This window comes from Shewanella sp. SM55 (assembly GCF_025654025.1).
Classification (GTDB): Bacteria; Pseudomonadota; Gammaproteobacteria; order Enterobacterales; family Shewanellaceae; genus Shewanella; species Shewanella oncorhynchi.
This window is the reverse complement of record NZ_JAKKRS010000007.1, coordinates 86433-110409: the sequence shown is the minus strand read 5'-3', so window position 1 is coordinate 110409 and position 23977 is coordinate 86433. Positions and strand designations below refer to the sequence as shown.

20 protein-coding genes are annotated in these 23977 nt (G+C 45.9%); 9 read left to right on the top strand and 11 right to left on the bottom strand.

The features are described 5' to 3' along the window. Positions 1–11 precede the first annotated feature (11 nt). Positions 12–1418 carry a peptidoglycan DD-metalloendopeptidase family protein gene (locus tag L5L91_RS10980; RefSeq protein WP_263160841.1) on the bottom strand — a complete coding sequence of 469 codons (1407 nt, stop codon included), beginning with the start codon at positions 1416–1418 and terminating at the stop codon, positions 12–14. A gap of 126 nt (positions 1419–1544) precedes the next feature. Here L5L91_RS10980 and tyrS point away from each other — a divergent pair, with 126 nt between their 5' ends. Then, entirely contained in the window at positions 1545–2738 is a 1194-nt protein-coding gene (gene tyrS, locus L5L91_RS10975; protein WP_263236503.1) for a tyrosine--tRNA ligase, read from the top strand. A gap of 99 nt (positions 2739–2837) precedes the next feature. On the opposite strand, the gene L5L91_RS10970 is transcribed toward tyrS, so the two are convergent. From L5L91_RS10970 to gltB, 8 genes are all read right to left on the bottom strand, one after another. Continuing rightward, positions 2838–3266, bottom strand: a complete 429-nt coding sequence (locus L5L91_RS10970; protein WP_028760848.1) for a hypothetical protein — start codon at positions 3264–3266, stop codon at positions 2838–2840. Between the two features lie 126 nt (positions 3267–3392). Continuing rightward, a complete protein-coding gene (locus tag L5L91_RS10965; protein ID WP_028760847.1) occupies positions 3393–3884 on the bottom strand; it encodes a nuclear transport factor 2 family protein in 492 nt (163 codons plus the stop codon). Position 3885: 1 nt separating this feature from the next. Beyond that, positions 3886–4512, bottom strand: a complete 627-nt coding sequence (locus L5L91_RS10960; protein ID WP_105249873.1) for a trimeric intracellular cation channel family protein — start codon at positions 4510–4512, stop codon at positions 3886–3888. Further along, a complete protein-coding gene (locus tag L5L91_RS10955; protein ID WP_012088590.1) occupies positions 4509–4886 on the bottom strand; it encodes a DUF2721 domain-containing protein in 378 nt (125 codons plus the stop codon). The genes L5L91_RS10960 and L5L91_RS10955 overlap by 4 nt, the downstream gene beginning before the upstream one ends. Positions 4887–4942: 56 nt before the next feature. Beyond that, positions 4943–5932 (bottom strand): cobalamin biosynthesis protein, encoded by a 990-nt coding sequence (locus L5L91_RS10950; protein WP_263236501.1) that lies wholly within the window; start codon positions 5930–5932, stop codon positions 4943–4945. Between the two features lie 22 nt (positions 5933–5954). Beyond that, complete coding sequence (locus L5L91_RS10945; RefSeq protein ID WP_173246143.1) at positions 5955–6665, bottom strand: 5'-methylthioadenosine/adenosylhomocysteine nucleosidase; 711 nt, start codon at positions 6663–6665, stop codon at positions 5955–5957. A gap of 215 nt (positions 6666–6880) precedes the next feature. Beyond that, positions 6881–8287 (bottom strand): FAD-dependent oxidoreductase, encoded by a 1407-nt coding sequence (locus L5L91_RS10940; protein ID WP_263184808.1) that lies wholly within the window; start codon positions 8285–8287, stop codon positions 6881–6883. Positions 8288–8293: 6 nt separating this feature from the next. Continuing rightward, the gene (gltB, locus tag L5L91_RS10935; protein WP_263236499.1) at positions 8294–12742 is read right to left on the bottom strand and encodes a glutamate synthase large subunit; all 4449 of its coding nucleotides are present in this window, start codon (positions 12740–12742) and stop codon (positions 8294–8296) included. Positions 12743–13330: 588 nt separating this feature from the next. On the opposite strand from gltB, the gene L5L91_RS10930 reads away from it, so the two are divergent. From L5L91_RS10930 to oxyR, 3 genes are all read left to right on the top strand, one after another. Next, the gene (locus L5L91_RS10930; RefSeq protein WP_263184806.1) at positions 13331–14260 is read left to right on the top strand and encodes a TIGR01212 family radical SAM protein; all 930 of its coding nucleotides are present in this window, start codon (positions 13331–13333) and stop codon (positions 14258–14260) included. A 204-nt stretch (positions 14261–14464) separates the two neighbouring features. Beyond that, complete coding sequence (locus L5L91_RS10925; protein ID WP_028760840.1) at positions 14465–14830, top strand: Hpt domain-containing protein; 366 nt, start codon at positions 14465–14467, stop codon at positions 14828–14830. Positions 14831–15112: 282 nt separating this feature from the next. Then, positions 15113–16024: a hydrogen peroxide-inducible genes transcriptional activator OxyR gene (oxyR, locus tag L5L91_RS10920; RefSeq protein WP_105249867.1), complete on the top strand. Its 912-nt coding sequence runs from the start codon at positions 15113–15115 to the stop codon at positions 16022–16024. A gap of 55 nt (positions 16025–16079) precedes the next feature. Here oxyR and L5L91_RS10915 read toward each other — a convergent pair whose 3' ends face one another. Next, positions 16080–17147 carry an adenylate/guanylate cyclase domain-containing protein gene (locus L5L91_RS10915; protein WP_105249866.1) on the bottom strand — a complete coding sequence of 356 codons (1068 nt, stop codon included), beginning with the start codon at positions 17145–17147 and terminating at the stop codon, positions 16080–16082. Positions 17148–17269: 122 nt separating this feature from the next. Further along, positions 17270–17941: a DNA mismatch repair endonuclease MutH gene (gene mutH, locus L5L91_RS10910; protein WP_263184805.1), complete on the bottom strand. Its 672-nt coding sequence runs from the start codon at positions 17939–17941 to the stop codon at positions 17270–17272. A 690-nt stretch (positions 17942–18631) separates the two neighbouring features. Between mutH and rppH the strand changes: the two genes are divergently transcribed. The 5 genes from rppH to thyA are packed head-to-tail and all read left to right on the top strand — an operon-like array spanning position 18632 to position 23916. Then, positions 18632–19156, top strand: coding sequence for an RNA pyrophosphohydrolase (gene rppH / locus L5L91_RS10905; protein WP_006080762.1), 525 nt, complete (start codon positions 18632–18634; stop codon positions 19154–19156). A gap of 22 nt (positions 19157–19178) precedes the next feature. Continuing rightward, positions 19179–21413, top strand: coding sequence for a phosphoenolpyruvate--protein phosphotransferase (ptsP, locus tag L5L91_RS10900; protein WP_263191507.1), 2235 nt, complete (start codon positions 19179–19181; stop codon positions 21411–21413). A 59-nt stretch (positions 21414–21472) separates the two neighbouring features. Next, complete coding sequence (locus tag L5L91_RS10895) at positions 21473–22273, top strand: sulfite exporter TauE/SafE family protein (protein WP_028760835.1); 801 nt, start codon at positions 21473–21475, stop codon at positions 22271–22273. A gap of 42 nt (positions 22274–22315) precedes the next feature. After that, positions 22316–23125, top strand: coding sequence for a prolipoprotein diacylglyceryl transferase (gene lgt / locus L5L91_RS10890; RefSeq protein WP_263191504.1), 810 nt, complete (start codon positions 22316–22318; stop codon positions 23123–23125). After that, a complete protein-coding gene (thyA, locus tag L5L91_RS10885) occupies positions 23122–23916 on the top strand; it encodes a thymidylate synthase (RefSeq protein WP_105249861.1) in 795 nt (264 codons plus the stop codon). The genes lgt and thyA overlap by 4 nt, the downstream gene beginning before the upstream one ends. Positions 23917–23977 lie beyond the last annotated feature (61 nt).

Here is a 23977-nt window from a genome sequence, read left to right as displayed (position 1 = left end):
TCCATCCGTCGTTATTGCATTGCCAATTGCGTTTGCTTGTTTTGCGAAAGTGTAGTCATCAATTGCTTGCTAAGTGCATCGAATTGATTTTTTTCTTTTCTCGCAATTGATTCGGATTTCGGTAGCGTAATCGTTCTCGGGTTGCGGTGTACGCCATTGACGATAAATTCGTAATGTAAATGAGCCCCTGTGACACGGCCTGTTTTACCTAAAGTACCAATAATTTGTCCTTGCTTAACGTTGGCGCCTTTGCTGACATTACGTTTTGTGAGGTGTAGATATTTGGTGGTATAGGTATCGTTATGTTTGATAAACACATAGTTACCGTTGAATTGATTATAACCAGACTCAATAACGCGTCCACTACCCGCCGCTTTAATGGGCGTGCCAATGGCTGCGACATAGTCTACACCGCGATGGGCTTTGACTTGGCCTGTCACTGGGTGCAAACGTCTTGGGTTAAAGTTGGAGCTGACATACTTAAAATCGACCGGTGAGCGCAGGAAGGCTTTACGCATGCTAGTGCCATTTTCGGAATAATAGTTACCGTCGGTATAGCGAATGGCAGTATAGCGCTCATCTTGGTTAACAAATTCTGCAGCTAAGATATTGCCATTACGCAAAAATTCACCATCGGCATATTCTTGCTCGTAAATAATGGCGAAGCTGTCGCCTTCGCGTAAGTCTAAGGCAAAGTCGATATCCCAGCCGAATACGGTCGATAATTGTAATATCTGGTTAGCAGACATGCCTGCATCCACGGCGGCATTCCAGAAATTGCTCTTAATTTTGGCACTGGTGAAATGGTTGCGGATTTCCACATCCTTTTCGGAGATTTTTTCGTTGTATTGCTCTTGGCTTTTAGTGATGACTAGGGTGGAAATAGCATCGACCCGATAACGCACTTCAGTCAAATTACCGTTTGCATCCTTTGAAATCACAATTTCTTCGCCCGGCATTATCTTAAGCAAGTTTTGCTTGGCTAAAGGCAACTGGGTGATTTCATAAACATCTTTGCTGGTTAAGCCAGCGCGATCAAATACCGCGGCTAAAGTATCACCATTTTTGACGTTAAAATGTTCGACATCTCTGTGAAGAGCGCTTTCGTGGGATCCTGCGGCTTGATTATTGGATCCACCTGCAGCGAGCGCATCGGGTGAGGATAACGGTTCAGCCGTTGTCGGAGCATTATCTGTTTGACCTTCTGGCAACTCAGGGCGTTCAGGCGAGCGAAAAGCTAAGGGCACATCATAACGGGTGTTGATTTGAGCTTGGTCATCAATGCTAGTGGTTTGTCTTGAAGCTTGCGCTTCTTCAGAAGGTAGAAGCATGGTTATCATTGTGATAACTGAAAGAATGCTAAGGAGAATTTGATGCTTTTTAGGCAACAATTTAAATAACGTTATAACCTTTCCCATTGACGCCGATACCAATAACCAGAGACTTAAATAATCCCGTTAGTGTACACACTTTCAATTGTGGTGGCTAACAAGTAACATAAGTCTCTTCATTTTATGATCATGGCCTTAGGAGTCCCTGCCGAGATGGCTGATTTAGACCAAGTATTAGCAGAAATTAGACGTGGTACCGATGAGATTTTACTCGAAGCGGATCTGCTGGAAAAACTCAAAGAAGGACGTCCACTCCGTATTAAGTTAGGCGCTGACCCTACCGCTCCGGATATCCATCTTGGACACACAGTAATCTTGAATAAATTAAGATTATTCCAAGAGTTAGGTCATGAAGTCATTTTTTTGATTGGTGACTTTACTGGTATGGTGGGGGACCCAAGTGGTAAAAATAGCACACGTCCGCCGCTCACCCGTGAACAAGTTTTAGCGAACGCAGAAACCTATAAAGAACAGGTTTACAAGATCCTCGATCCTGCTAAGACTCGTATCGAATTCAACTCAAGCTGGTTAGAGCCATTGGGCGCCGCTGGTATGATCCGTCTCGCGTCTAAGCAAACTGTGGCTCGTATGATGGAGCGCGATGACTTTAAGAAGCGTTATGCTTCGGGTCAGTCTATTGCGATTCATGAGTTTATGTATCCTTTACTTCAGGGCTATGACTCAGTTGCGCTACAGGCCGATGTTGAGCTGGGTGGTACAGATCAAAAGTTCAACCTGTTAATGGGCCGTGAACTGCAAAAAGCCGAAGGTCAAAAACCACAAGCTGTGATCATGATGCCGCTGCTCGAAGGTTTAGATGGCGTGAAGAAAATGTCTAAATCGGCGCATAACTATATTGGCGTGAGCGAACCTGCCAATGAAATGTTTGGCAAGCTGATGTCAATTTCAGACGACTTGATGTGGCGCTACTTTGAGCTGTTATCATTCCGCCCATTGGCTGAAATTGAGCAGTTTAAGCAAGACGTGGCGAATGGGTCTAATCCACGTGACACTAAAATTGTCTTAGCAAAGGAAATTATCACACGTTTTCATGATGCGGCGTCTGCCGAAAGTGCGCATCAAGCCTTTGTCGATCGTTCTAAGGGCATGATCCCCGATGATATCGAAGAAATTGAGTTAGCTACGGGTGAAGGTATTGCGATTGCCAATCTGTTGAAAGACGCTGACTTAGTGTCATCGACTTCAGAAGCGATGCGGATGATTAAGCAAGGCGCGGTGAAGATGGACGGCGAAAAGCTAGAAGATAGCCGTATGACTTTGTTCGCGGGTACTGTTGCTGTATTCCAAGTCGGTAAACGTAAATTTGCCAAAGTGACTTTGGTATAGTGACGTTGGTTTAGTTAGGTTTACGCTACAGTAAGTTTAAACGAACAAAAAGAGCGCCTTAGGGCGCTCTTTGTTTTTGAATCTTTTCATAAAACAAGATTAAGGCGCTGTGTTGGCCTCATGCTCGGCGATATTACATCTGTCGGTGCCAAAGTGTTGCCCGCCGCTGCATTTCCATGCCAATTGGGCCGAACTTACCTGCCAAAGTTTAGCGTTTTGTTTCAGTGAGATAATCAACAGCATCTGTGGATGCTGCTTGGAAAGCTCGCTCACTTGATAGGTCAAAATGCCATCTTTATTGGTTTGAGTTCGCACTAAAGTAAATTTGTTGCCTGCATATTGGCTGCTGATTTTATTGGGATCTTCCGACCAAGGCTGATGTTGCGCCTGAGCAGTACGTAGTTGTTGATTAAAATGGCTTACTGGCTGAACGGCGTAGGAAACGATAATGGGCTGTAAGGCCTGTGCTTTGGGGGCCAGTATTAAGCCATTAAGGGCGAGTAGGGCTATCAATCCAAAAAACTTCATACAAACCTCATTGAAACGAAACGGCTCAGTCAATTTTTCAAAGGTGAAATACGCAGTGGTATTGACTCATTGTTAGTTTCGACTCGTTTTTAGGGATCAAGTTTCAAAGGCGGATAAATTTTGTGACTACTGCATCGCTAATTGGTCTGACATGGTCTGGTAATCGATTAGGTCGACATGTTCTGTTACTCTGCGATTGAGCATGTCGATCTTAAGGCTTGTCACACCAGGTATCGCAACATCGATGATTTTCCCCGGTTTGCCAAATTGTTCACCTGGACCCTTGAAATGGTAGTTACCTATCATCACTACTAAAGAGCCTGCGTTATACATATGTTCTATGTTGAAGTTGTATTCGAGCACGCCCTCGTGGGCACGCTCAAGGAAGTCGATGATGAAGCGGCCGCCAGTGTATTTACGGTTGGCGGTTTTGTCGAAGAAGACGCTTTCGCGGTTATAGAATTTTCGCAGTGTCTTATAGTCGTGTTCAGTTAGCGCATTCATATATTTTACGGCTAACTGCTGTTCTTGTGGCATTTCACCTGAGTTGGCTTGCGCCGCTGCAGGATTGAGGGCTGGAACAAAAATGAGGCACAAAATAAAACACAATATTCGCAAACTATTCCCTCTTGGTCTTGAGATCAAAGGCCGGTAATGAAAGATGCCACTTGATGGCACTTAAGCGGATTAATAGGGCACTGGCCATCGCCAGAAACAGCGCCATTTTTTCGCCCATACCGTAGGCTAAGCTCACGGTATAGCCGATACCACCTATGATTGAAGCTGTGGCATAGACTTCTGTGCGTAAGACCATAGGAACTTGTCTACACAGTAAGTCTCGAATAATGCCTCCTCCCACGCCTGTGATCAAGCCCATTACGACGGCAATCATCCCACTCAAGCCCATATTGAGGGCCTTTTCAGCACCTATCACGGTAAAGAGGGCCAATCCAAAGGCATCTGCGACAGGTAAAATATACTCGGGTACTTTACGAGGGCGACGGACTAATAGCAAACAGACGAGCACGGTCGCGAGGATCACTATGATGTAATTCGGGTCGCGGATCCAGAACACTGGCGTTGCACCAATTAAGGCATCACGAATACTGCCACCACCGACAGCGGTAACCGAGGCGAGCACGATAACGCCAAAGGGGTCCATTCTATGGCGTCCAGCGGCAAGTGCGCCGGATAATGCAAATACAGCGGTACCCCATAAATCAAAAAAGTAGATCCACTGGCTCATTTACTCATCTCTTTGATATGGATATTTAATGCGTCAACAGAGATGCGGATTTCAATCACAGATAAAATCAGTGAATAGAGCAAGAGCAGTAGGCTAGCGCCAAAAATCACTGAGCCGGTTTTATTAAAGCCTATATAGATAAAAATCATACACAGTACGCATAGGGCAAAGCTTGACACGCCTGCTTCCTGCATTCGACGAATGATGGTAATACGCTGGCTCAGGTTTTTAATTTGATCTTTATGTACGGGTTTTTCACCATTGCTTAAATTTCGGATTAATGCGGCTAAGGCAAAAAAACGATTGGTATAAGCTAATAGTAACAATGAGATAGCAGGAAATAACAACGCAGGTGTTGTTAATGAAACATGCATGTTTTCGAGCAAGATGGTCAGCCTTTAACTTCACGTTGAGATAATGCGGCATCATATCACAGGCTTTGTAACCAACGTAAACTTGCCCATAACAAGGGCAGTATAATGATAAAGCTAAACCAGATAGCACAGGCACGTGAGGTCAGCTTAATTGCAGGCGTGATGTCATCACAGGTTGGCTGCGGACCGTAGCACAATTTATCCACATTGATACGCACGCCAGCAAACTTCTGTGGTCCACCGAGCTCGATTCTCAAAATACTGGCCACGAGATTCACACTGAGAACATAACCTCGAATAGCGTGATGATTTTTAGGGGCTCTAAAAAGTTTTGCAAACGCCTTAGGCCCGCCTTGAATGGCGAGCGACAGGCTCCACAACCAAGCCGGAATCGCCAGCAAGATAATCGATACACCATTCACAGTACTGCAGAAATGTTGATACTTTGGTTGAATGGGCGGCCAGCTCAATTCGAGTTGTTTGAGCATGCGCACTGCTAGCACTAGCGGTGCTCCAGCAATAGCGAAAAAGAAAATGGTCGATGCTGTGCCGTAAATAGGCGCTGTGGCGAGTTTTTCTATGGTGGCTTTGGCTAGGCCTATTTCCGACAAACTATCGGTATCGCGCACCACCCAAGGCTGTAAAAGCTTTTTTGCGCTGGTATTGTCTCCACGTTTTAAGGCTTTAGCGATTTCATCGGCGACTTGGCTAAACCCTGCATCGGTTAAACACAGATAAAGCACCAAAAATTCGAAAAACCATGGAAAGGCAGCCAGTTCGAGCAAAAAGGTGATAATGGCCCAAAATGGAAACAGCAATAGCAACATAGCTAAAAAGCCTGCTGTGGCTTGTTGGCTTGGAGAGCGTTCTGGGCGATTTACCTTGGCGGCGAGTTGCTTAGCTAAATGGCCAAACCAAATAAGCGGCTGCATTTCCCGTGGTAATGGCGCTAACCGCGCCAATAACAAAGCAAAAAAAAGTACCAAAAAGCCTTCAAACAAAGCGCCATCTATCTCGACAAGTTGTTGATAAAAAGAGGTGTGCATTCGGTACTTTCCACTTAAGTGATTATTTTATTGCGCTAGGATTCAGTTGCTCAAGCAGCAACATCACCATCAGAGCCGAGTGATAACCCGCTTTGACAATATAAGAGTCGAAATCCACTGGCGAGTCATTGTTGGCGTTATCCGATAAAGAGCGGATCACCACAAATGGCACTCCAAACTGATGACAAACTTGAGCGATTGCCGCGCCTTCCATCTCACAGGCAGCCATAGTAGGAAAGTTTTTGAGCATGGCTTGGGTGCGAACAGGATCGCAAATAAAGCTATCGCCAGTACAAATCAAACCTTCAATCGCTTTGACTTCACCCAGTTGAGCAATCGCTTTGTTGGCGGCTTCAACTAAATGTGCGGCAGGAATAAACGCAGCTGGTTGCTGCGCCATTTGGCCAATTTCATACCCAAAGGCGGTGACATCCACATCATGGTGACGCACTTCAGAAGAAATCACGATATCGCCAATGGCCAGCGAATCCACAAAACCACCGGCAGAACCAGTATTGATCACCGCATCCGGCGCATATTTTTCGATGAGTAGCGTGGTCGCAATACTTGCGGCGACTTTACCTATGCCTGAGCGAGTCACGACTACGTCTTTACCTGCGAGTGTACCAGCAATAAATTCAATACCAGCAATGGTTTGCGATGTCGCATTTGTCATGGCGGCGATCAGGTGAGCGACTTCTGGCTCCATTGCGCCAATAATTCCAATTTTCATGGGAGACCTTTTTGATTCAACACTTAAAGAGTGGGACACGGGAATGCTGGCTAATATACCACACAGTTTTATGCAGTCGTTATGGCGAGATTGGGATTGCTTGATAATGGCTGAACTCGTTTGCACGAGTCCAGCCATTGGAGTGCTTGTTAAATGACAAGGGTAAAATGTTTTTTACCTGTAAAACAAACACGTTGGCGCTTAATCTATAGCACTTAGTCTAAGTAATTAAGAATACCTTGGGCGGCATCGCGACCTTCGGCAATGGCTGTCACGACTAAGTCAGAACCACGCACCATATCACCACCGGCAAACACTTTCGGGTTTGTGGTTTGGAATGGGTTTTCGTCTAACTTGCTCGCTTTGACTCGGCCCCATTGATCGAGCTCGATACCGTGTTCGGCAAACCAAGGGGCAGGGCTAGGCTGGAAACCAAAGGCGATAATAATCGCATCGGCTTCGAGCAACTGTTCGCTACCTGCAATCGCTTCGGCCCGTTGACGACCGCTGGCATCGGCTTTGCCCATGGCTGTTTCGACGCATTCAATGCCAACTACTTTGCCATCTTGGGTTTTAATCGCCACAGGTTGACGGTTAAACAGGAAGTTAACCCCTTCCTCCCGCGCATTTTGTACTTCGCGGCGTGAACCCGGCATGTTGGCCTCGTCTCGGCGGTAAGCACAGACTACGCTGCTGGCACCTTGCCTGACGGCTGTGCGTACGCAATCCATCGCAGTATCACCACCGCCTAATACCACAACACGTTTACCTTCAAGGTTCAGGTAGGGCGTTTGCGCATCTTGCGTGCCCATTAAATGATGGGTGTTACCAATCAAATAGGGCAGGGCTTGGTATACGCCTTGGGCATCTTCACCCTCAAGGCCTGCTTTCATCGCGGTATAGGTGCCCATACCGAGGAAGACGGCATCGTATTCTTCGAGCAGTTTAGTAAATGGGATGTCCTTACCTACAGTGACACCGAGTTTGAACTCAATGCCCATGCCTTCTAATACACTGCGACGGGTCGCCATAACGGCTTTGTCGAGTTTAAAAGACGGAATACCGTAGGTGAGTAGACCACCAATTTGTGGATATTTATCAAAGACCACAGCTTTAACACCGTTGCGAGACAGAATATCCGCGCAGCCTAAACCTGCAGGACCCGCACCGACAATCGCCACTCGTTCAGGGCGTGGCGTGACCTTGCTCATATCGGGGCGCCAGCCTTGGGCGATCGCTGTGTCGGTAATGTATTTTTCGACATTACCGATAGTGACAGCGCCAAAGTCGTCGTTCAGAGTACAAGCACCTTCACAGAGTCTGTCCTGTGGACAAACACGGCCGCAGATTTCGGGTAGCGTGTTGGTCTCATGCACTAAATCTGCCGCTTCCATGATGCGGCCTTGTTCCGCTAGCTTGAGCCAGTTAGGAATATAATTGTGTAGCGGGCACTTCCACTCACAATAAGGATTGCCGCAATCTAAACAGCGGTCCGCTTGCTCAGCCACTTGAGGCTGGGCAAAGGGCTGATAAATCTCAATAAACTGAGTCGCACGTTTAGCTGCAGGGTGTTTAGCGGGGTCTTTACGACCCACTTCAATAAATTGAAAATCGTTACTCATGCGCCATTACCCCGCTTTTACAACTAATTCTGGGCTCGATTTCTCTAATTTGAGCAGATCGGCCACGGCAATATTTTTAGGTTTTACTAATACGAAGCAATCTAACCAGTTACCAAAATCACTTAAGATCATCTTGGCATGTTCGCTGCCCGTTTCGGCCACGTGGGCTTCAATCAGACCTTTTAAATGTTGTTGATGGATCGGTGATTCGAGTTTTTGAGTATCGACAAGCTCAGTATTCACACGGCGATTGAAGCGGCCGAATTGATCGAACACATAGGCAAAACCGCCTGTCATCCCAGCGCCGAAGTTCACCCCTGTTTTACCAAGGACAACCACAATGCCGCTGGTCATGTATTCGCAGCCGTTATCGCCAAGCCCTTCAACCACAGCAATCGCCCCAGAGTTACGGACTGCAAAACGCTCGCCTGCTTGACCTGCGGCGAAGAACTTGCCGCCCGTCGCGCCGTAAAGACACGTGTTACCGACAATGGCGCTGCGCTCACTTTGGAACGGGCTGCCAATAGGCGGGTATATGACAATCTGGCCGCCAGACATGCCTTTACCCACATAGTCGTTGGCATCGCCGCAGAGTTTTAACTCAAGGCCTGGGCTGTTCCACACGCCAAAGCTTTGGCCGGCACTGCCGTTAAAGCTCAGTTTGACCGGCGCTTTGGTGCCTTTGACGCCGAGTGTGCTCGCGATATAGCCTGACAACGTCGCGCCAACGGAACGGTCTGTGTTGTTGATGCTGTAAGCTGCATCGAAACTCTCGCCCTTATCGACGGCGCTTTGGCATTCGTTTAATAAATGCTGGTTAAGCAGCCCTAAATCCGCCGGTGGATTGGTTTCTTGCCAAGTGCGTGACGAGGTTGCTGGCACCTTGGGTTGATACAAAATCGGCGATAAGTCGAGCCCTTGTTGCTTCGCGGTTTGACCTTCGAGGGCATATAACCATTCGCTGTGGCCAACGAGGTCTTCAAACTTACTCACCCCTAAGGTCGCCATCCATTCACGAACTTCCTGTGCAACAAACTCAAAGTAAGTCATCACTCGCTCTGGCAGACCATGGTAATGGTTGTCGCGCAGGTTTTTATCTTGCGTTGCTACGCCAGTCGCACAGTTGTTCAAGTGGCAAATACGCAGGTATTTACAACCTAGGGCGATCATAGGCACAGTACCAAAACCAAAGCTTTCGGCGCCCCATAACGCGGCTTTAATCACATCGGTACCGGTTTTTAAGCCGCCATCGACCTGCAGGCGAATTTTATGGCGTAGACCATTTTCCACTAGCGATTGATGCACTTCGGCTAACCCTAGCTCCCATGGACTGCCCGCATATTTCACTGAGGTAATTGGGCTAGCACCTGTGCCGCCGTCATACCCTGAAATCGTGATCATGTCCGCATAGGCTTTGGCCACACCAGTGGCGATCGTGCCGACACCGGGTTCTGATACGAGTTTCACTGAAATCAGTGCTTTAGTGTTGATTTGCTTCAAATCGAAAATCAGCTGGGCTAAATCTTCGATAGAGTAAATATCGTGGTGCGGCGGCGGTGAAATCAAGGTCACACCAGGACGTGCATGACGCAGTCCGGCGATTTCAACACTGACTTTATGGCCGGGTAACTGGCCACCTTCACCGGGTTTTGCCCCTTGGGCGACTTTAATCTGCAACACATCGGCATTAACTAAATAATGCGCCGTGACGCCAAAGCGTGCCGAGGCAATCTGTTTAATTGCAGAGTTGCGTTCAGTATTAAAGCGGCGAGCATCCTCACCACCTTCACCTGAGTTCGAGCGGCCGCCTAAGCGGTTCATTGCAATAGCCAGCGCTTCATGGGCTTCGGGGCTCAAAGCACCGATACTCATGGCTGCGCTGTCAAAGCGTTGATACAAGCCCGCTGCGCCTTCGACGTTAGCGATATCAATCGATGTTTGTGCGCCCTTAATACCGATTAAGTCACGCAGTGTGGCCACGGGACGATTGTCGACGAGTTCGGCGAATTTTTTATAGCTCGCGAAGTCTTTGTCAATCAATGACGCTTGCAAGGTGTTGACCACATCAGGGTTGAAGCAGTGATACTCGCCGCCCTCAACGTATTTCAGCAGGCCACCTTGCGGTAATGGCACATGGGCACGGTAGGCGGCTTTGTGCAGAATCGCTTGGTCTTGGGCGATTTCAGCAAAGCCTGCGCCCTCAATGCGGCTAATTACGCCTTTAAAGCACAGTTCGATCACTTCGCTGGCAATGCCTATGGCTTCAAATTGTTGGCTGCAACGATAGGAGCCGACAGTGCTGATGCCCATTTTGGACATGATCTTACGCAAGCCTTTTTCGATGCCGTAGCGGAAGTTCAACATCAATGCCGTGGTATCGGTTAAGTCATGGCGTTTCGCCAGTTCGGAAATTGACTCATACACTAAATATGGATAAATCGCCGTGGCACCAAAGCCAAGTAATACGGCAAAGTGGTGCGGATCTCGCGCCGATGCGGTTTCAACTATGATATTGGTGTCGCAGCGCAGGCTCTTATTCACCAGCATTTGCTGCACAGAACCGACCGCCATGGCCGCGGGGATCACTTGCGCCGTTTTACCTATGGCTCTATCCGAAAGGATCAACAAAGTCGTGCCGCTGCGGGCCAAACGCTCGGCTTCGGCTGTGATGCGGCGAATGGCGCTTTCTAAGCCTTCCTGTGGTTCGTAATTTAAATCGACAATATTGGCGCGATAGTAAGTGCTATCTAATCCCAGTAACTGGTTAAAATCACTGAATAATAAAATAGGTGAATTGAACATCACCCGGTAAGCATGCCCAGTCGTTTCATTGAAGAGGTTCTGTTCACGGCCAATACAAGTGGTCAATGACATGACGTGCTTTTCACGTAATGGATCTATGGGGGGATTCGTTACTTGAGCAAATTTCTGCCTAAAATAGTCATACAGGGAACGTGACTTTTTCGACAAGACCGCCATAGGTGTGTCGTCGCCCATAGAACCTGTGGCTTCTTCACCTTGCTTCGCCAATACCCAAATAACTTGTTCTAATTCCTCACGGGTATAGCCAAATTGTTTTTGGTATTGCAACAATAGTTCAGGGCTTAACTCGCTGGCACCGTGCTGCTCAGAGGCTAAATCTTCCGCTGGCGTTAAAGTACGGCTGTTTTTCGCCATCCACTCTTTGTAAGGGTGGCGGCGTTTAAGATCGTTATCAATTTCAAAGGATTGGTACAGGCGGCCGTTCAAGGTATCTAATACCAGCAATTCGCCAGGCCCAACACGGCCTTTTTCAATCACTTCATCGGCGGCGTAATCCCAAATTCCGACTTCGGAAGCTAAGGTCAAAATACGATCTTTTGTGATCACATAACGTGATGGACGCAGACCATTACGGTCAACAGCGCAGGCGGCATGGCGACCGTTGGTCATCACAATACCTGCCGGACCATCCCAAGGCTCCATGTGCATAGAGTTAAAGTCGTAGAAGGCTTTTAATTCGTCATCCATTTCCGGATTACTTTGCCAAGCAGGCGGGATCAATAGACGCATGGCACGGTATAAGTCCATGCCACCAGATAACAGCATTTCCAGCATGTTATCTAAAGATGAAGAGTCTGAGCCTGTTTCATTCACAAAGGGAGCGGCCTGCTGCAAATCTGGCAGTAGCGGTGAATTAAACTTATAGGCACGGGCGCGGGCCCATTGACGGTTACCCGTAATCGTATTGATTTCGCCGTTATGGGCTAAATATCTAAACGGCTGAGCTAATGGCCATTTAGGAGAAGTATTCGTTGAGAAACGTTGATGGAATAGGCATATAGAGCTTTTTAAGCGAATGTCCGCGAGATCGGGATAAAACGCGGGCAAGTCTACAGGCATCATCAGACCTTTATAGACGATAACTTGGCCTGACAAACTCGCGACATAGAAGTCTTTGTCGTCGGTGATCTGCTGCTCTAGGCGGCGACGCGCCATATAAAGGCGACGTTCCAAGTCTTTTTCACGCCAGCCAATGGGGGCGTTGATCAGCACTTGATAGATTTGTGGCAGGCTAGCCTTGCCAATTTCACCTAACACATCGGGATTGACAGGCACCTTGCGCCAGCCTGCAATACTTAAGGTTTCACGCTCGAGTTCGCGCTCAAGAATAAACTTGGCTTGGTCAGCCAGTTCATCATCTTGACTTAAAAACAGCATACCTACGGCAAATTTTCTGCTCAAATGCCAATCATTTTCCGCGGCAATCGCTTCAAAAAATTGCACGGGTAATTGCATTAATAAACCACAGCCGTCGCCAGTGCGACCGTCGGAGGCAATGCCCCCTCGGTGCTTCATGCGATCTAGACCATGGATTGCCGTGCGCACTATACGGTGGCTGGCTTCGCCATCCATCTGTGCTATCAACCCAAAACCACAATTGTCCCGCTCAAAACTGGGATGATATAAGCTCATACAAAAACCTCCCTAGACCTCAACTGATTACTACTCGGGGAGAAAATGTAAAGACTTTCTATAGATATGCACCCGAACCACCCAAATTAGCCTGAGATTCAATAAAGGTCAAACCAAAAATTTGCATAAAACATGGGTATTAATTCATGTTTCATACACAAATCACAATTGCCTTACGTTAACGTCAACAGTAAAATGTGCCGTATAACATTATGAATAAAAAGAATTTTAAAAACTATCAAACTCAAAATTTACCAAGGTGTAACATGCTGATGGGATTGTTTTTGATTTAGAAATAGTGATTTTTATTGCAAACACAGTAAATAGATAAAAAATTAAAATTGTTGAATTGTTATTCATTTTTGATGTGAGCAAGATCTCAGCGGTAAGCTGGCTAATTTGAGGATGCGCACATTTATGATAATAACGGTATGAGTCAGGCGGGAATTTGATGTAGCGCCAAGAAAACTCTCGCTACCTTATTTACACTAAGCTTTTTCTTCTATTTGTTCACGTATTTTCTTTTCTATTTGTGATTTTATCTTGGTTATTCTCAATGAAGCGATATGAAATTTGGTGGGTGCTCTGATGGGGCTTGATGCATATGTGAACACCTTTGGTGCCGTTTGTAAGGCGCGATATGGCACCCGACTGCGAAAACTTACTATAGATGCCAAGTTTACTTGCCCTAACCGTGACGGCACTTTAGGGCGTGGAGGTTGTACTTTCTGTAATGTGGCGTCATTTAGCCATCAAACCGCCGATGTATTGAGTATTACTGAGCAACTCGAACAGGGTAAGAGCCGCTATCGTGAGGCGAAGCCTCAGGCACAAGCCGATAAATTTATTGCTTATTTTCAAGCCTACACTAGCACTTACGATGAATATCAAGTGTTAATGGCTAAGTACGATGAAGCGGTTAAAGATGGCGAGATAGTCGGTTTATGTGTTGGAACTCGCCCCGATTGTGTGCCGAATAATGTACTGGATTTACTGGCGCGCTATCAGGAAAATGGTGTCGATGTGTGGTTAGAGCTCGGGTTGCAAACAGCCAAAGATGAAACACTGCGTAGAATTAACCGTGGCCATGATTTCGCTTGTTATTGTGACACTGTGTCGAGGGCGAGAGCTCGCGGTCTTAAGGTGTGCACTCATCTCATTCTTGGCTTACCCGATGAAACCCATAGCGATTATATGGCGACTTTAGCTGCTGTATTGCAGCAGGGCGTTGATGGCTTGAAGCTACATCCTTTGCATATCGTCGAAGGTAGCACTATGGCTAAGTCGTGGCGAAGTGGGCGCTTACCTTTATTGAGTCTTGAGGATTATGCTCACAGTGTCGGCGAGATGATCCGCCATACTCCCGCGGAAGTGATTTTTCACCGTGTCACCGCTTATGCGAAAAAACCTATGCTATTAGCACCCGATTGGTGTGCCTATCGTTGGGATGGATTGGTGGCGATTGTGGATAATTTGCAGCTTTATGGTGGACAAGGGCACGCATTAGCGCAACGATAGAGGCAAGTTAGTGGGATAAATTTACTCCCTAAATGTTATGTCGTCGCTATTATTTCGTAAGCGTTTATTTACGACTATTAGTTTGTTTTTTGTTAATTTTAATCTGAATTAGACCATGAATATCGCTATAAGTTGCACTGACAATTTTAGTGGGTATCATGTGATAAATTCGTTTTAAGCATTGAACTACTTAAGGGAGGCCTTATGGCCACAGTTGAATTAGAAGCAATCCTAGATCTCAATACTCTCGAACAGTACTGCAGCGCCATTGGTGCCGGTACCTTACTCAAGAGTGTGGTGTTATTTGAGCAGCTAATGCCTGAATATGTTGGAAATCTAGTGAAGGCTAACGACGCAGCAGACAAAGATACCTTATGTTCAGAAGCACATAAATTTAAAGGTGCTGCAGGTTCTGTGGGGTTAAAACGTATTCAGCAAATCGCCCAATTATTACAGCATGGCGAAGAAGCAAGATGGGATGCTGAACATGGCTCTTGGGTTGCTGACATCGTTGAACACGCGAGTGCAGATTTACAACAGTTAAAGTTATTCCTCCAAGCCAAAGCATAAAATATTATTTGCTAAGGTACGTTAAGGCGCAGCAATAATGTCTATTGTTGCGCTCAATTGAGTGAATCTTGCATTGGTTTTACGATTAAGTTTGTTGTTTTCGACATTTTCTTGTTAGTGCTTTTCCCATCTTATTTTGTTACTCCCACTTAAGTTTTACGGCGAACCGATTGAATATCGATTCGGGTCACAATCCTGATATCTTATGCCGCGTTATTGCTCATCACTTATGCTAAAGTAGATTTAATTTCTTAATTCATAACCTTAATGGCAATCGAGAAAATGAAAAGTTTACCTAGCTTAAAAAACTTATTCTATTTGGTGAATCTCCATCAAGAGCAGAATTTTAACCGCGCCGCTAAGGTGTGTTTTGTCAGTCAATCAACGCTTTCAAGTGGGATCCAAAACCTAGAAGAGCAGTTAGGACATCAGTTGATTGAGCGAGACCATAAGTCATTTATGTTTACCGCCATTGGTGAAGAAGTGGTGCAGCGCGCCCGTAAAATTCTCACTGATGTGGATGATTTGGTGGAATTAGTGAAAAATCAAGGTGAGCCGATGACGGGGGATATTCGCTTAGGCTGTATTCCAACCATAGCGCCTTTCCTATTGAGTCGTGTGATCCGCCAGTGTCAGCAATCTTATCCGGCGATGAGTTTATTATTGAAGGAAGATACCACTGAGCGTTTGCTAGATGCTTTGGGTAAAGGAGAGCTGGACTTATTGATCCTAGCGCTACCCGTTGATACTAGCGGTTACCACAGCATGAAAGTGGGCATAGATCCTTTCAAAATGGTTGCCCACAAAGATTTAGCGGGTGGCATACATCAACCTATTGATTATCAAACTCTGCCGGACGAGAGCATTTTTCTTCTGCAAAGTGAGCATTGCATCACAGGCCATGCTATTACTGCATGTCAGCTAGGTGATAGTGCGAAAGTCAATCCGTTTGCCGCCACCAGTTTGCATACTTTAGTGCAGATGGTGAACAGTAAACTGGGCACCACGTTTCTTCCGCAAATGGCGATTGATGCGGGTATTTTGAATGACACAGATTTAGTGGTGATGACGCCACCGGGTGAGGCACCTTACCGTGATATCGGCCTGGTCTGGCGTCAAACCACCAGTCGGATCTTAACTTTCCGCACTTTAGGTTTAATGATCCAAAAATTATTAACTAAGGACGAGGAATAAACTGACTGTAACTGCAAAGCATTAATTCAAGCTAAAGCTTAAAGTCGATTACAAATCAGAGCGGGGAAACGCCAAACACTTCAATTGAGTGTTGTTTCCCTTTGAGTTTGACTGGGCCTAGATTTGATAGGTGATACTGAGTGTTGGGGTTATCTAAACGTCCCGCGAGTGCACCCGAAATCAACATGCGCTGTCCTAGTGGATTACATTGGTCTTGCAGTCTTGCTAAGGTATTGAGCACGTCACTAAAGAAACTAATTTCTTGTTTCTGTACACCAACAACTGCAGCGACGACTTGGCCACAATGGGCCGCCGCTTTAAATTTCGGCACAAAGCCATAATGCTCTTCAAAGTAGCGGCGTTGCCAGTTCAGTTGTTGGCTAAATTCAAAATAGATATTCATGCAGCGGTCGTGAACTATCCCTTCTTCTAATGGCCAGTGAAGCAGCACTGCATCTCCCATATAGCGGTAGATTTCAGCTTCGTTATTGGACACAGTATCTGAAAGTAAACTAAAGCTGTCTTGGATCAATCGACTAAAGCGGTAATCGCCAAGTGATTCGGCATGTGTGGTTGAGGCGACCATGTCTAAATAGAGGAATAAGCGCTGCTCATATCTTGGCTTATGGTATTTACCAAGGCCTATGTTGAGTAAAATACGCGGCCCGACTAATAATGCCATTTGTTCGACAAAAGCTAAGCTGACTCGTACGACGACCAAATATACGATCAATGCTTGGAATGAAGGACTATAGAGAATGTGCGCCGTCAGCATTTGTCTGAGGGTCGACATGTGATTTTCGATGGCCCACATATTTAAAAACTGAGTCATATAAGCTAACGTCGTAGCACCCAGTAATAAAAACAAGCCCTTAAAGATGACTGAAAACACATAGGGGAGACGATTGATTGCACTGAAATCGGCAATGACGTTCGACATCCAATGTAAGCTGCCGAAAATAATCCCCATGTAGATAGCAAGTGTTGCGAGATCAGCCGAACTTACCGCCCATTGGGGCAGCTCTGGTGATTGGGCATATCGAAAAAACACGAATGCAGCCATGGCAATCGCCCAAGCTAAAATCGCAAAAAGGAGTTTTTTCGCTTGTCTACGTGCTCTCACTGCTTGATTGGTATCCGAATACGGCTGTGATTTCAGGATGCCGTAGTTTATAGAAAAGAGTCACCTTAGTGCCAGTGAAATTTGTGATCTGGATCAATCCAAGTCCATATCGTTACTAAAAATTAACCAAATACCTTATTAAGTATTATAGCAGTGAAACTGGTCTTTAAATAAAAGCCCCTAGGGTTGGTCATTTTGAGGCTACCATCTTCGGCAATGCTTTGTGTTAACGCCTTACTATTCGCGGCCTTAGGTCGCAATTGCAGCACTTCTCCGTGGCGCGCTGTAAGCCTCTCTACTTTTCCGAGGGCGATAAGCTCCATGATCTCTTCCCAATCCTGTTGCAGTAATTGCAACTCGTGCGGATCCGGTTCCCACAATATTGGCGTACCTATACGGCGCTCACCCACAGGAATATGCCTCTCTCCTTCAACGGGTACCCAAAGTACTCGCTGTAACTTATGGCAGACTAAGCTGTTTTGCCAGGTTAATCCTTGGATATTCGATAGCGGCGCCACGCAGACATAAGTGGTCTCCAGCGGTCGCCCCTGTGTATCAATGGGGATAGTTTTAAGCTCGACCCCTAAATGCAGAAAATCTTGCTCAGGTTTAGAACCCGCCGTTGCGCCTAATTCCATTTCGATTAATTGACCGACCCAACCTTTATTGCGTTTAAGATCCTTGGGGACACGAATGCTTCTTTGGCTTGCTATCTGCGCCAAACTCACGCCCGCCATCATGTTGGCACGTTCGAGTAGTTCAGATAGATTCTCGGGGGGGATAATTCGATTCATGGCTGGATTTTACTTAAAAATAACTGCTTAGCAATGGTGGTTAAAAAATGAGCCCTACAGGGTGGATTAACTTGTACCGAATGTTTTTATTCTAAGTGACTGATTTTAAATTTTATATCCGTGTTAACCCCCGTTTTGCAAAAAAGTGTTCAAAGTTACTCTCTGCTTTCCCTTGCGTTCCCCACATACTTATCCACAGATATTATGGATAACTCAGTAAAGTGAGCCTCTTAACCTAATAAAAACCCTAAGTCAATGCGAATAAAGTGCATTTATTCTGGCTTTTGTGGACAGTTGTGGACACTATTTGTGTATAAAGTTGAGTTATATCGCGAGAATGATAGAAATACTTCTTGCTGGTCAAATAATGAGCTTTATTGGTTTTTCAGTCTAAAATAAATCGTGATAAAAATGCAAGGCTATGAATTTATTTGTTATTAAGTTTTAACTCTAATTTTTTAAAATGATGGTAAATAGATGTTTTTTGAACGTTATAACAAGTTCACCTGAGTTTCAAACAGAGATATCCACAGAAAATGTGGATATCCCCGGATTTCATCCCCTAGCGTTGTTGATAAATGTCTTTTAAGTCAGATGTTATCCAAAGCTTAGGATAAAATAGAGGTTTGCTGAGAGACTAGCTTTATGAAACAATCAGTTTATTAAAATTTAATGTGATTTGGAGTCCATGTGATTGATAGCGACGGCTTTCGCGCAAATGTGGGCATTATAATTTGTAATAGATATGGCCAAGTCATGTGGGCTAGACGTTTCGGTCAACACTCATGGCAATTTCCTCAAGGTGGCGTCGATGATGGCGAGACAGCAGAAGAGGCTATGTACCGTGAGTTGTATGAAGAAGTGGGCCTAAGACCTGAACACGTGCATATATTAACCTCGACACGTTCTTGGTTGCGCTATCGTTTGCCAAAGCGTTTAGTGAGGCAAGACAGTAAACCTGTGTGTATCGGGCAAAAACAAAAGTGGTTTCTGTTACAACTGAAAAGCCAAGATAGTGCGATTAATTTGAGTTCTTCTGGGCATCCTGAATTTGACGATTGGCGCTGGGTAAGTTATTGGTATCCTGTGCGGCAAGTCGTGTCATTTAAGCGTGATGTTTATCGTAAGGTGATGAAAGAGTTTGCGGTAACGGCATTGTCATTCCAAACCCTAGAAATACCTAGGAAACGGGGAAGACAAAAAACAACGGGCTGATTTCAAAAGAGGATTGAAAACAGTGTTAAATACGCTTAGGGATATTACTCAGGCTGTGGCATCTGCCCACAGTTTGGAAACCGCATTAGAAATCTTAGTTTCATCGACTAAAGCGGCGATGGAAACCCAATGTTGCTCCATCTATATCCTAGAAGAGCAAGAACTCGTGTTATCTGCAACCGATGGTCTTGAAAAAAGCGCCGTTGGTCGAGTACGTATGCCGCTGACTGAAGGTTTAGTTGGACTTGCTGCCCAGCGAGAAGAGGCCGTTAATTTAGCGGATGCTCGGCTTCATCCAAGGTTTAAGCTTTTTCCTGAAGTCGCCGAAGAAGAATACCGCGCTTTTTTAGCTGTACCTATTATCTACCAGAAGGCTGTGGTAGGGGTGATAGTGGTACAGCAGGCGAGTGCTCGCCAATTTAGTGAGGGCGAAGAAGCCTTCCTGATGACGCTCGCCGCCCAATTAGCGATGGCGGTGCGTGGCTTAAAACAAAAAGCACAAGTCAGCTCCCATCACCAACAAATTCTGTTTCAAGGTACTTCAGCATCAAACGGTATCGCCATTGCGTATGCCTTCGTGCTTGGTGGGGAAATTCCCCTTGAACAGCCTGAGATGCGTTCTGACGATATTGCCTATGAATCGAGTCGCTTAACCACGGCTATGGTGCGTTGTAAAGAAGCAATAGGTGCCTTATCTCAACGGTTTGATCGCGAGCAAGATGACGAAGTTGTCTCCATTTTCAATGCATTACAGTTACTGCTCGATGATGCTAGTTTAGGCGGCGAATATACCCGTGAAGTGCAATTAGGCTGGGCTGCTGAGTCGGCGGTGAGCCGAGTGTCTCTACGCTATATTCAACAGTTTTTAGCAATGGAAGACCCTTACCTTAAGGAGCGGGCTAGCGATATTCGCGACTTAGGTCAAAAAGTATTGCGCCAACTTATTGAGCCAGAACGTCTAGAGCTTGAGCCCGATAAACCTGTAATCCTCATTACCCGTGAAGCCGATGCGACTATGTTGGCTGAGTTCCCAAGGCAAAAGCTTGCGGGTATTGTCACTGAGCTTGGTGGCGTAAACTCCCATGCCGCCATTTTAGCCCGTGCCTTAGGTGTGCCTGCTATTACAGGTGTAGAGCAACTGTTATCCGCCAATATTGACCAAAAACTTTTAGTCGTAAACGCAAGCCGTGGTCAGTTATTGGTGTCGCCATCACCTGCGATTGTCGGTGAGTATCGTAGCCTGATTTCGGCACAAAAAGCCTTGCAACGCCAGTATGCCCAAGAATTAGCGCTGCCTTCTGTAACCTTAGATGGTTCACGTATTCGCTTGTATCTCAATGCGGGATTACTCAGTGGTGTGGCCTCTGAAATTGCAGAGGGCGCCGACGGTATTGGGCTTTATCGCACTGAAATTCCTTTTATGTTACAACAGCGCTTCCCGAGTGAATCTGAGCAAGTCAAAGTCTATCAACAGGTCTTATCGGCAGCGTCCGGTCGACCTGTGGTGATGCGTACTTTAGATGTGGGAGGCGATAAACCTTTACCGTATTTCCCGATTAAAGAAGACAATCCTTTCCTTGGATGGCGCGGTATTCGCTTGTCTCTGGATCATCCTGAGCTTTTTTTGGTGCAGTTACGGGCCATGCTACAGGCTGGGGGAGACGGTAAACAGTTAAGTATTTTGCTGCCTATGGTCAGCAACTTAGATGAAATCGATCAATCCTTAGAATATTTGCAACAAGCCTATGTCGAATTAAAAAACGATGTTAACAGCGACATAGTGATGCCACGAATAGGCATTATGCTCGAAGTGCCTGCCATGTTATATCAGTTGGATGATGTGGCAAAACGAGTGGATTTTGTCTCTGTTGGTAGTAATGATTTAACCCAATATTTGCTGGCTGTTGACCGTAATAACCCGCGGGTGAGCTCGTTATTTGACAGTTATCATCCTGGAATATTGCGGGCTTTGCATCAGGCGCACCTCGATTGTCGATACCATAAACTCGATATTAGTATCTGTGGAGAGTTAGCGGGCGAACCTATGGGGGCCATTTTGCTGGTGGCTATGGGATACGATCAGTTGAGTATGAATCAGGGCAGTTTAGCGCGGATCAATTATCTATTGCGACGTGTTGCGCGGGCCGATTTAGATCAATTACTTGCTAAAGCGCTGAGCCTATCAAACGGCTTCCAAGTGCGTGAGCTGGTTAAAGAATATTTGACCCAGCAGGGTCTCGCAACAATTCTTAATTAACTAATGCTGTGTTTTGCTTTAAGCTAAGGCCCTCAATTTATCACGCTGTAGGTACTCGTGTGGATAGTTTGTTGTTGGTGTTCTTTATTTGCTTGGCTTTAGGCGCATTTGTCGGCTTTATGGCAGGGTTATTAGGTATCGGTGGCGGCTTGATTGTAGTGCCGGCACTGCTTTATATTTTGCCATCGGTCGGTATTAGCTCTACTCAGCTCCCCCATATTGCAATTGCCACTTCGCTAGCAGCCATTATTCTCACCTCTATTTCGTCGGCACGTGCCCACCATAAGCGTGGCAATGTGCCTTGGGATTTATTCAAATCAATGTTACCGGGCCTGATTATAGGCGCGCTGGCTTCAGGTTTTATTGCTGAGCGTATTCCCGCTGATAAGTTACAACAAGGTTTTGCCATCTTTGTGATTTTAATGACAATTCAAATGGCTTATCCCGTTAAGGCCGAATCAAATCGTCAATTACCTAATTCAGTAGTGCTTTTTGTTGTATCGGCTTTTGTTGCGGTTTTGGCAGGTTTGACCGGGATAGGTGGCGGTATACTGATAGTGCCATTTTTGACTTTTTATGGTTTACAGATGCGTCAAGCCGTGGGCTTTTCTGCGGCGATGGGCTTCTTAATCTCTCTTTCTGGCAGTTTCGGCTATATTATTGCAGGAATGAATGCCCCTGAGTTGCCCTATGGTACCTTAGGCTATATCTATTTACCTGCATTGTTTGGTTTAGTGATCACTTCTGTCTTGATGGCGCCTGTGGGGGTAAAAGCGGCGAGCACTTGGCCAACACCTGTACTTAAAAAGATATTTGCACTGTTACTTCTATGTGTCGGCCTTAAGTTAATTCTGACCTAGTTTTTATGTTTATCTCAGTTTGAGGCTGCTAATGGATGTGTTATGGCGTTGAGTTTCCCCAATATCGATCCCGTGATCGTTTCATTTGGACCGTTTAATCTTTTTGGACAAACCTTTGAACCGGCACTGCGTTGGTATGGTTTTACCTATTTAGTCGGATTTGTTGCGGCTATGTGGTTGTTGAACCGCCAAGCCGACCGTTCAAAGGGGATATGGACGCGGGAGCAAGTTTCAGATTTACTCTTTTATGGTTTTCTTGGGGTGATTTTAGGTGGCCGTATCGGTTACGTGCTTTTTTATCATTTCGATTATTTCCTCGCCAGTCCCCTCTATTTATTTAAAATCTCTGAAGGTGGCATGTCCTTCCACGGCGGTTTGATGGGCGTGATTACGGCGATGCTTTATATCGCGTGGAAACAAAAACGTACTTTTTTTGCTGTCGCCGATATGGTGGCACCTGTTGTGCCTATTGGTTTAGGCGTTGGTCGTATTGGTAACTTTATTAACGGCGAGCTTTGGGGACGAACCACTGATGTGCCTTGGGCTATGGTGTTTCCAACCGGTGGGCCTGACCCACGTCATCCATCCCAGTTGTATCAGTTCGCCCTTGAAGGCGTAGCATTATTCCTATTACTTTACTGGTTTAGCAAACGTACCGATAAAGTCGGTGCGGTCTCTGGTATGTTCTTAGTCGGTTACGGTATGTTCCGTATTATGGTTGAAACTGTGAGGCAACCCGACACACAGTTGGGACTCTACTGGGGATTTATGACTATGGGGCAGATACTCTCTGTGCCTATGGTGTTAATCGGTTTGTACTTGATTTTTCGTAAGCAAGGTAAGCAGCAATGAAACAGTATTTAGACTTAATGAAGCACATATTAGCCGAAGGCGTGGATAAATCGGATCGCACAGGTACTGGGACTCGCTCGGTATTTGGCTATCAAATGCGCTTCGATTTGAGCAAAGGTTTTCCTTTGGTGAGCACCAAAAAATGCCATATGCGCTCTATCATCCATGAATTGCTGTGGTTTCTGAAGGGTGAAACTAACGTCGCCTATTTACGCGAAAATAAGGTCAGCATTTGGGATGAATGGGCCGATGACAATGGTGATTTGGGCCCAGTTTATGGTGCCCAGTGGCGCAGCTGGCCAACCCAGAGTGGTGATGCTATCGACCAGATTTCGCAAGTTATCGCCCAGATAAAATCTCAGCCAGATTCTCGCCGTCTTATCGTTTCTGCTTGGAACGTGGGCGAACTGGATAAAATGGCTTTGGCACCGTGCCACGCATTTTTTCAGTTCTATGTAGCCGATGGTAAATTATCTTGTCAGCTGTATCAGCGTAGTTGTGATGTGTTTCTTGGTTTGCCATTTAATATTGCCAGCTATGCTTTGTTAACTATGATGGTCGCCCAGCAATGTGACTTGGCCTTAGGTGATTTTGTGTGGACGGGTGGCGATACCCATTTATATTCTAATCATATGGAACAGACGGCACTGCAGTTAAGTCGTGATCCAAAACCGTTGCCGACCATGACTATTGTACGCAGACCTGAGTCGATTTTTGACTATCAATTCGATGATTTTGAATTAACAAACTACGCTCCACACCCTCATATCAAAGCCCCTGTTGCTGTGTGATGTATGTTTTTTAGTCTAACACTTCGGGATAGCCGAGGTGTTAGGGAGAAACTTACGATTA

What these genes read in the sequence shown, in the direction of transcription:
- L5L91_RS10945 (WP_173246143.1), bottom strand. Translation starts at nt 6,665, where the DNA reads ATGAAAATTGGAATTATTGGCGCAATGGAGCCAGAAGTCGCTCACCTG.
- L5L91_RS10925 (WP_028760840.1), top strand. Translation starts at nt 14,465, where the DNA reads ATGGCCACAGTTGAATTAGAAGCAATCCTAGATCTCAATACTCTCGAA.
- thyA (WP_105249861.1), top strand. Translation starts at nt 23,122, where the DNA reads ATGAAACAGTATTTAGACTTAATGAAGCACATATTAGCCGAAGGCGTG.
- tyrS (WP_263236503.1), top strand. Translation starts at nt 1,545, where the DNA reads ATGGCTGATTTAGACCAAGTATTAGCAGAAATTAGACGTGGTACCGAT.
- mutH (WP_263184805.1), bottom strand. Translation starts at nt 17,941, where the DNA reads ATGAATCGAATTATCCCCCCCGAGAATCTATCTGAACTACTCGAACGT.
- L5L91_RS10955 (WP_012088590.1), bottom strand. Translation starts at nt 4,886, where the DNA reads ATGCATGTTTCATTAACAACACCTGCGTTGTTATTTCCTGCTATCTCA.
- L5L91_RS10930 (WP_263184806.1), top strand. Translation starts at nt 13,331, where the DNA reads ATGGGGCTTGATGCATATGTGAACACCTTTGGTGCCGTTTGTAAGGCG.
- lgt (WP_263191504.1), top strand. Translation starts at nt 22,316, where the DNA reads ATGGCGTTGAGTTTCCCCAATATCGATCCCGTGATCGTTTCATTTGGA.
- L5L91_RS10960 (WP_105249873.1), bottom strand. Translation starts at nt 4,512, where the DNA reads ATGAGCCAGTGGATCTACTTTTTTGATTTATGGGGTACCGCTGTATTT.
- L5L91_RS10950 (WP_263236501.1), bottom strand. Translation starts at nt 5,932, where the DNA reads ATGCACACCTCTTTTTATCAACAACTTGTCGAGATAGATGGCGCTTTG.
- L5L91_RS10980 (WP_263160841.1), bottom strand. Translation starts at nt 1,418, where the DNA reads ATGGGAAAGGTTATAACGTTATTTAAATTGTTGCCTAAAAAGCATCAA.
- L5L91_RS10940 (WP_263184808.1), bottom strand. Translation starts at nt 8,287, where the DNA reads ATGAGTAACGATTTTCAATTTATTGAAGTGGGTCGTAAAGACCCCGCT.
- oxyR (WP_105249867.1), top strand. Translation starts at nt 15,113, where the DNA reads ATGAAAAGTTTACCTAGCTTAAAAAACTTATTCTATTTGGTGAATCTC.
- gltB (WP_263236499.1), bottom strand. Translation starts at nt 12,742, where the DNA reads ATGAGCTTATATCATCCCAGTTTTGAGCGGGACAATTGTGGTTTTGGG.
- L5L91_RS10970 (WP_028760848.1), bottom strand. Translation starts at nt 3,266, where the DNA reads ATGAAGTTTTTTGGATTGATAGCCCTACTCGCCCTTAATGGCTTAATA.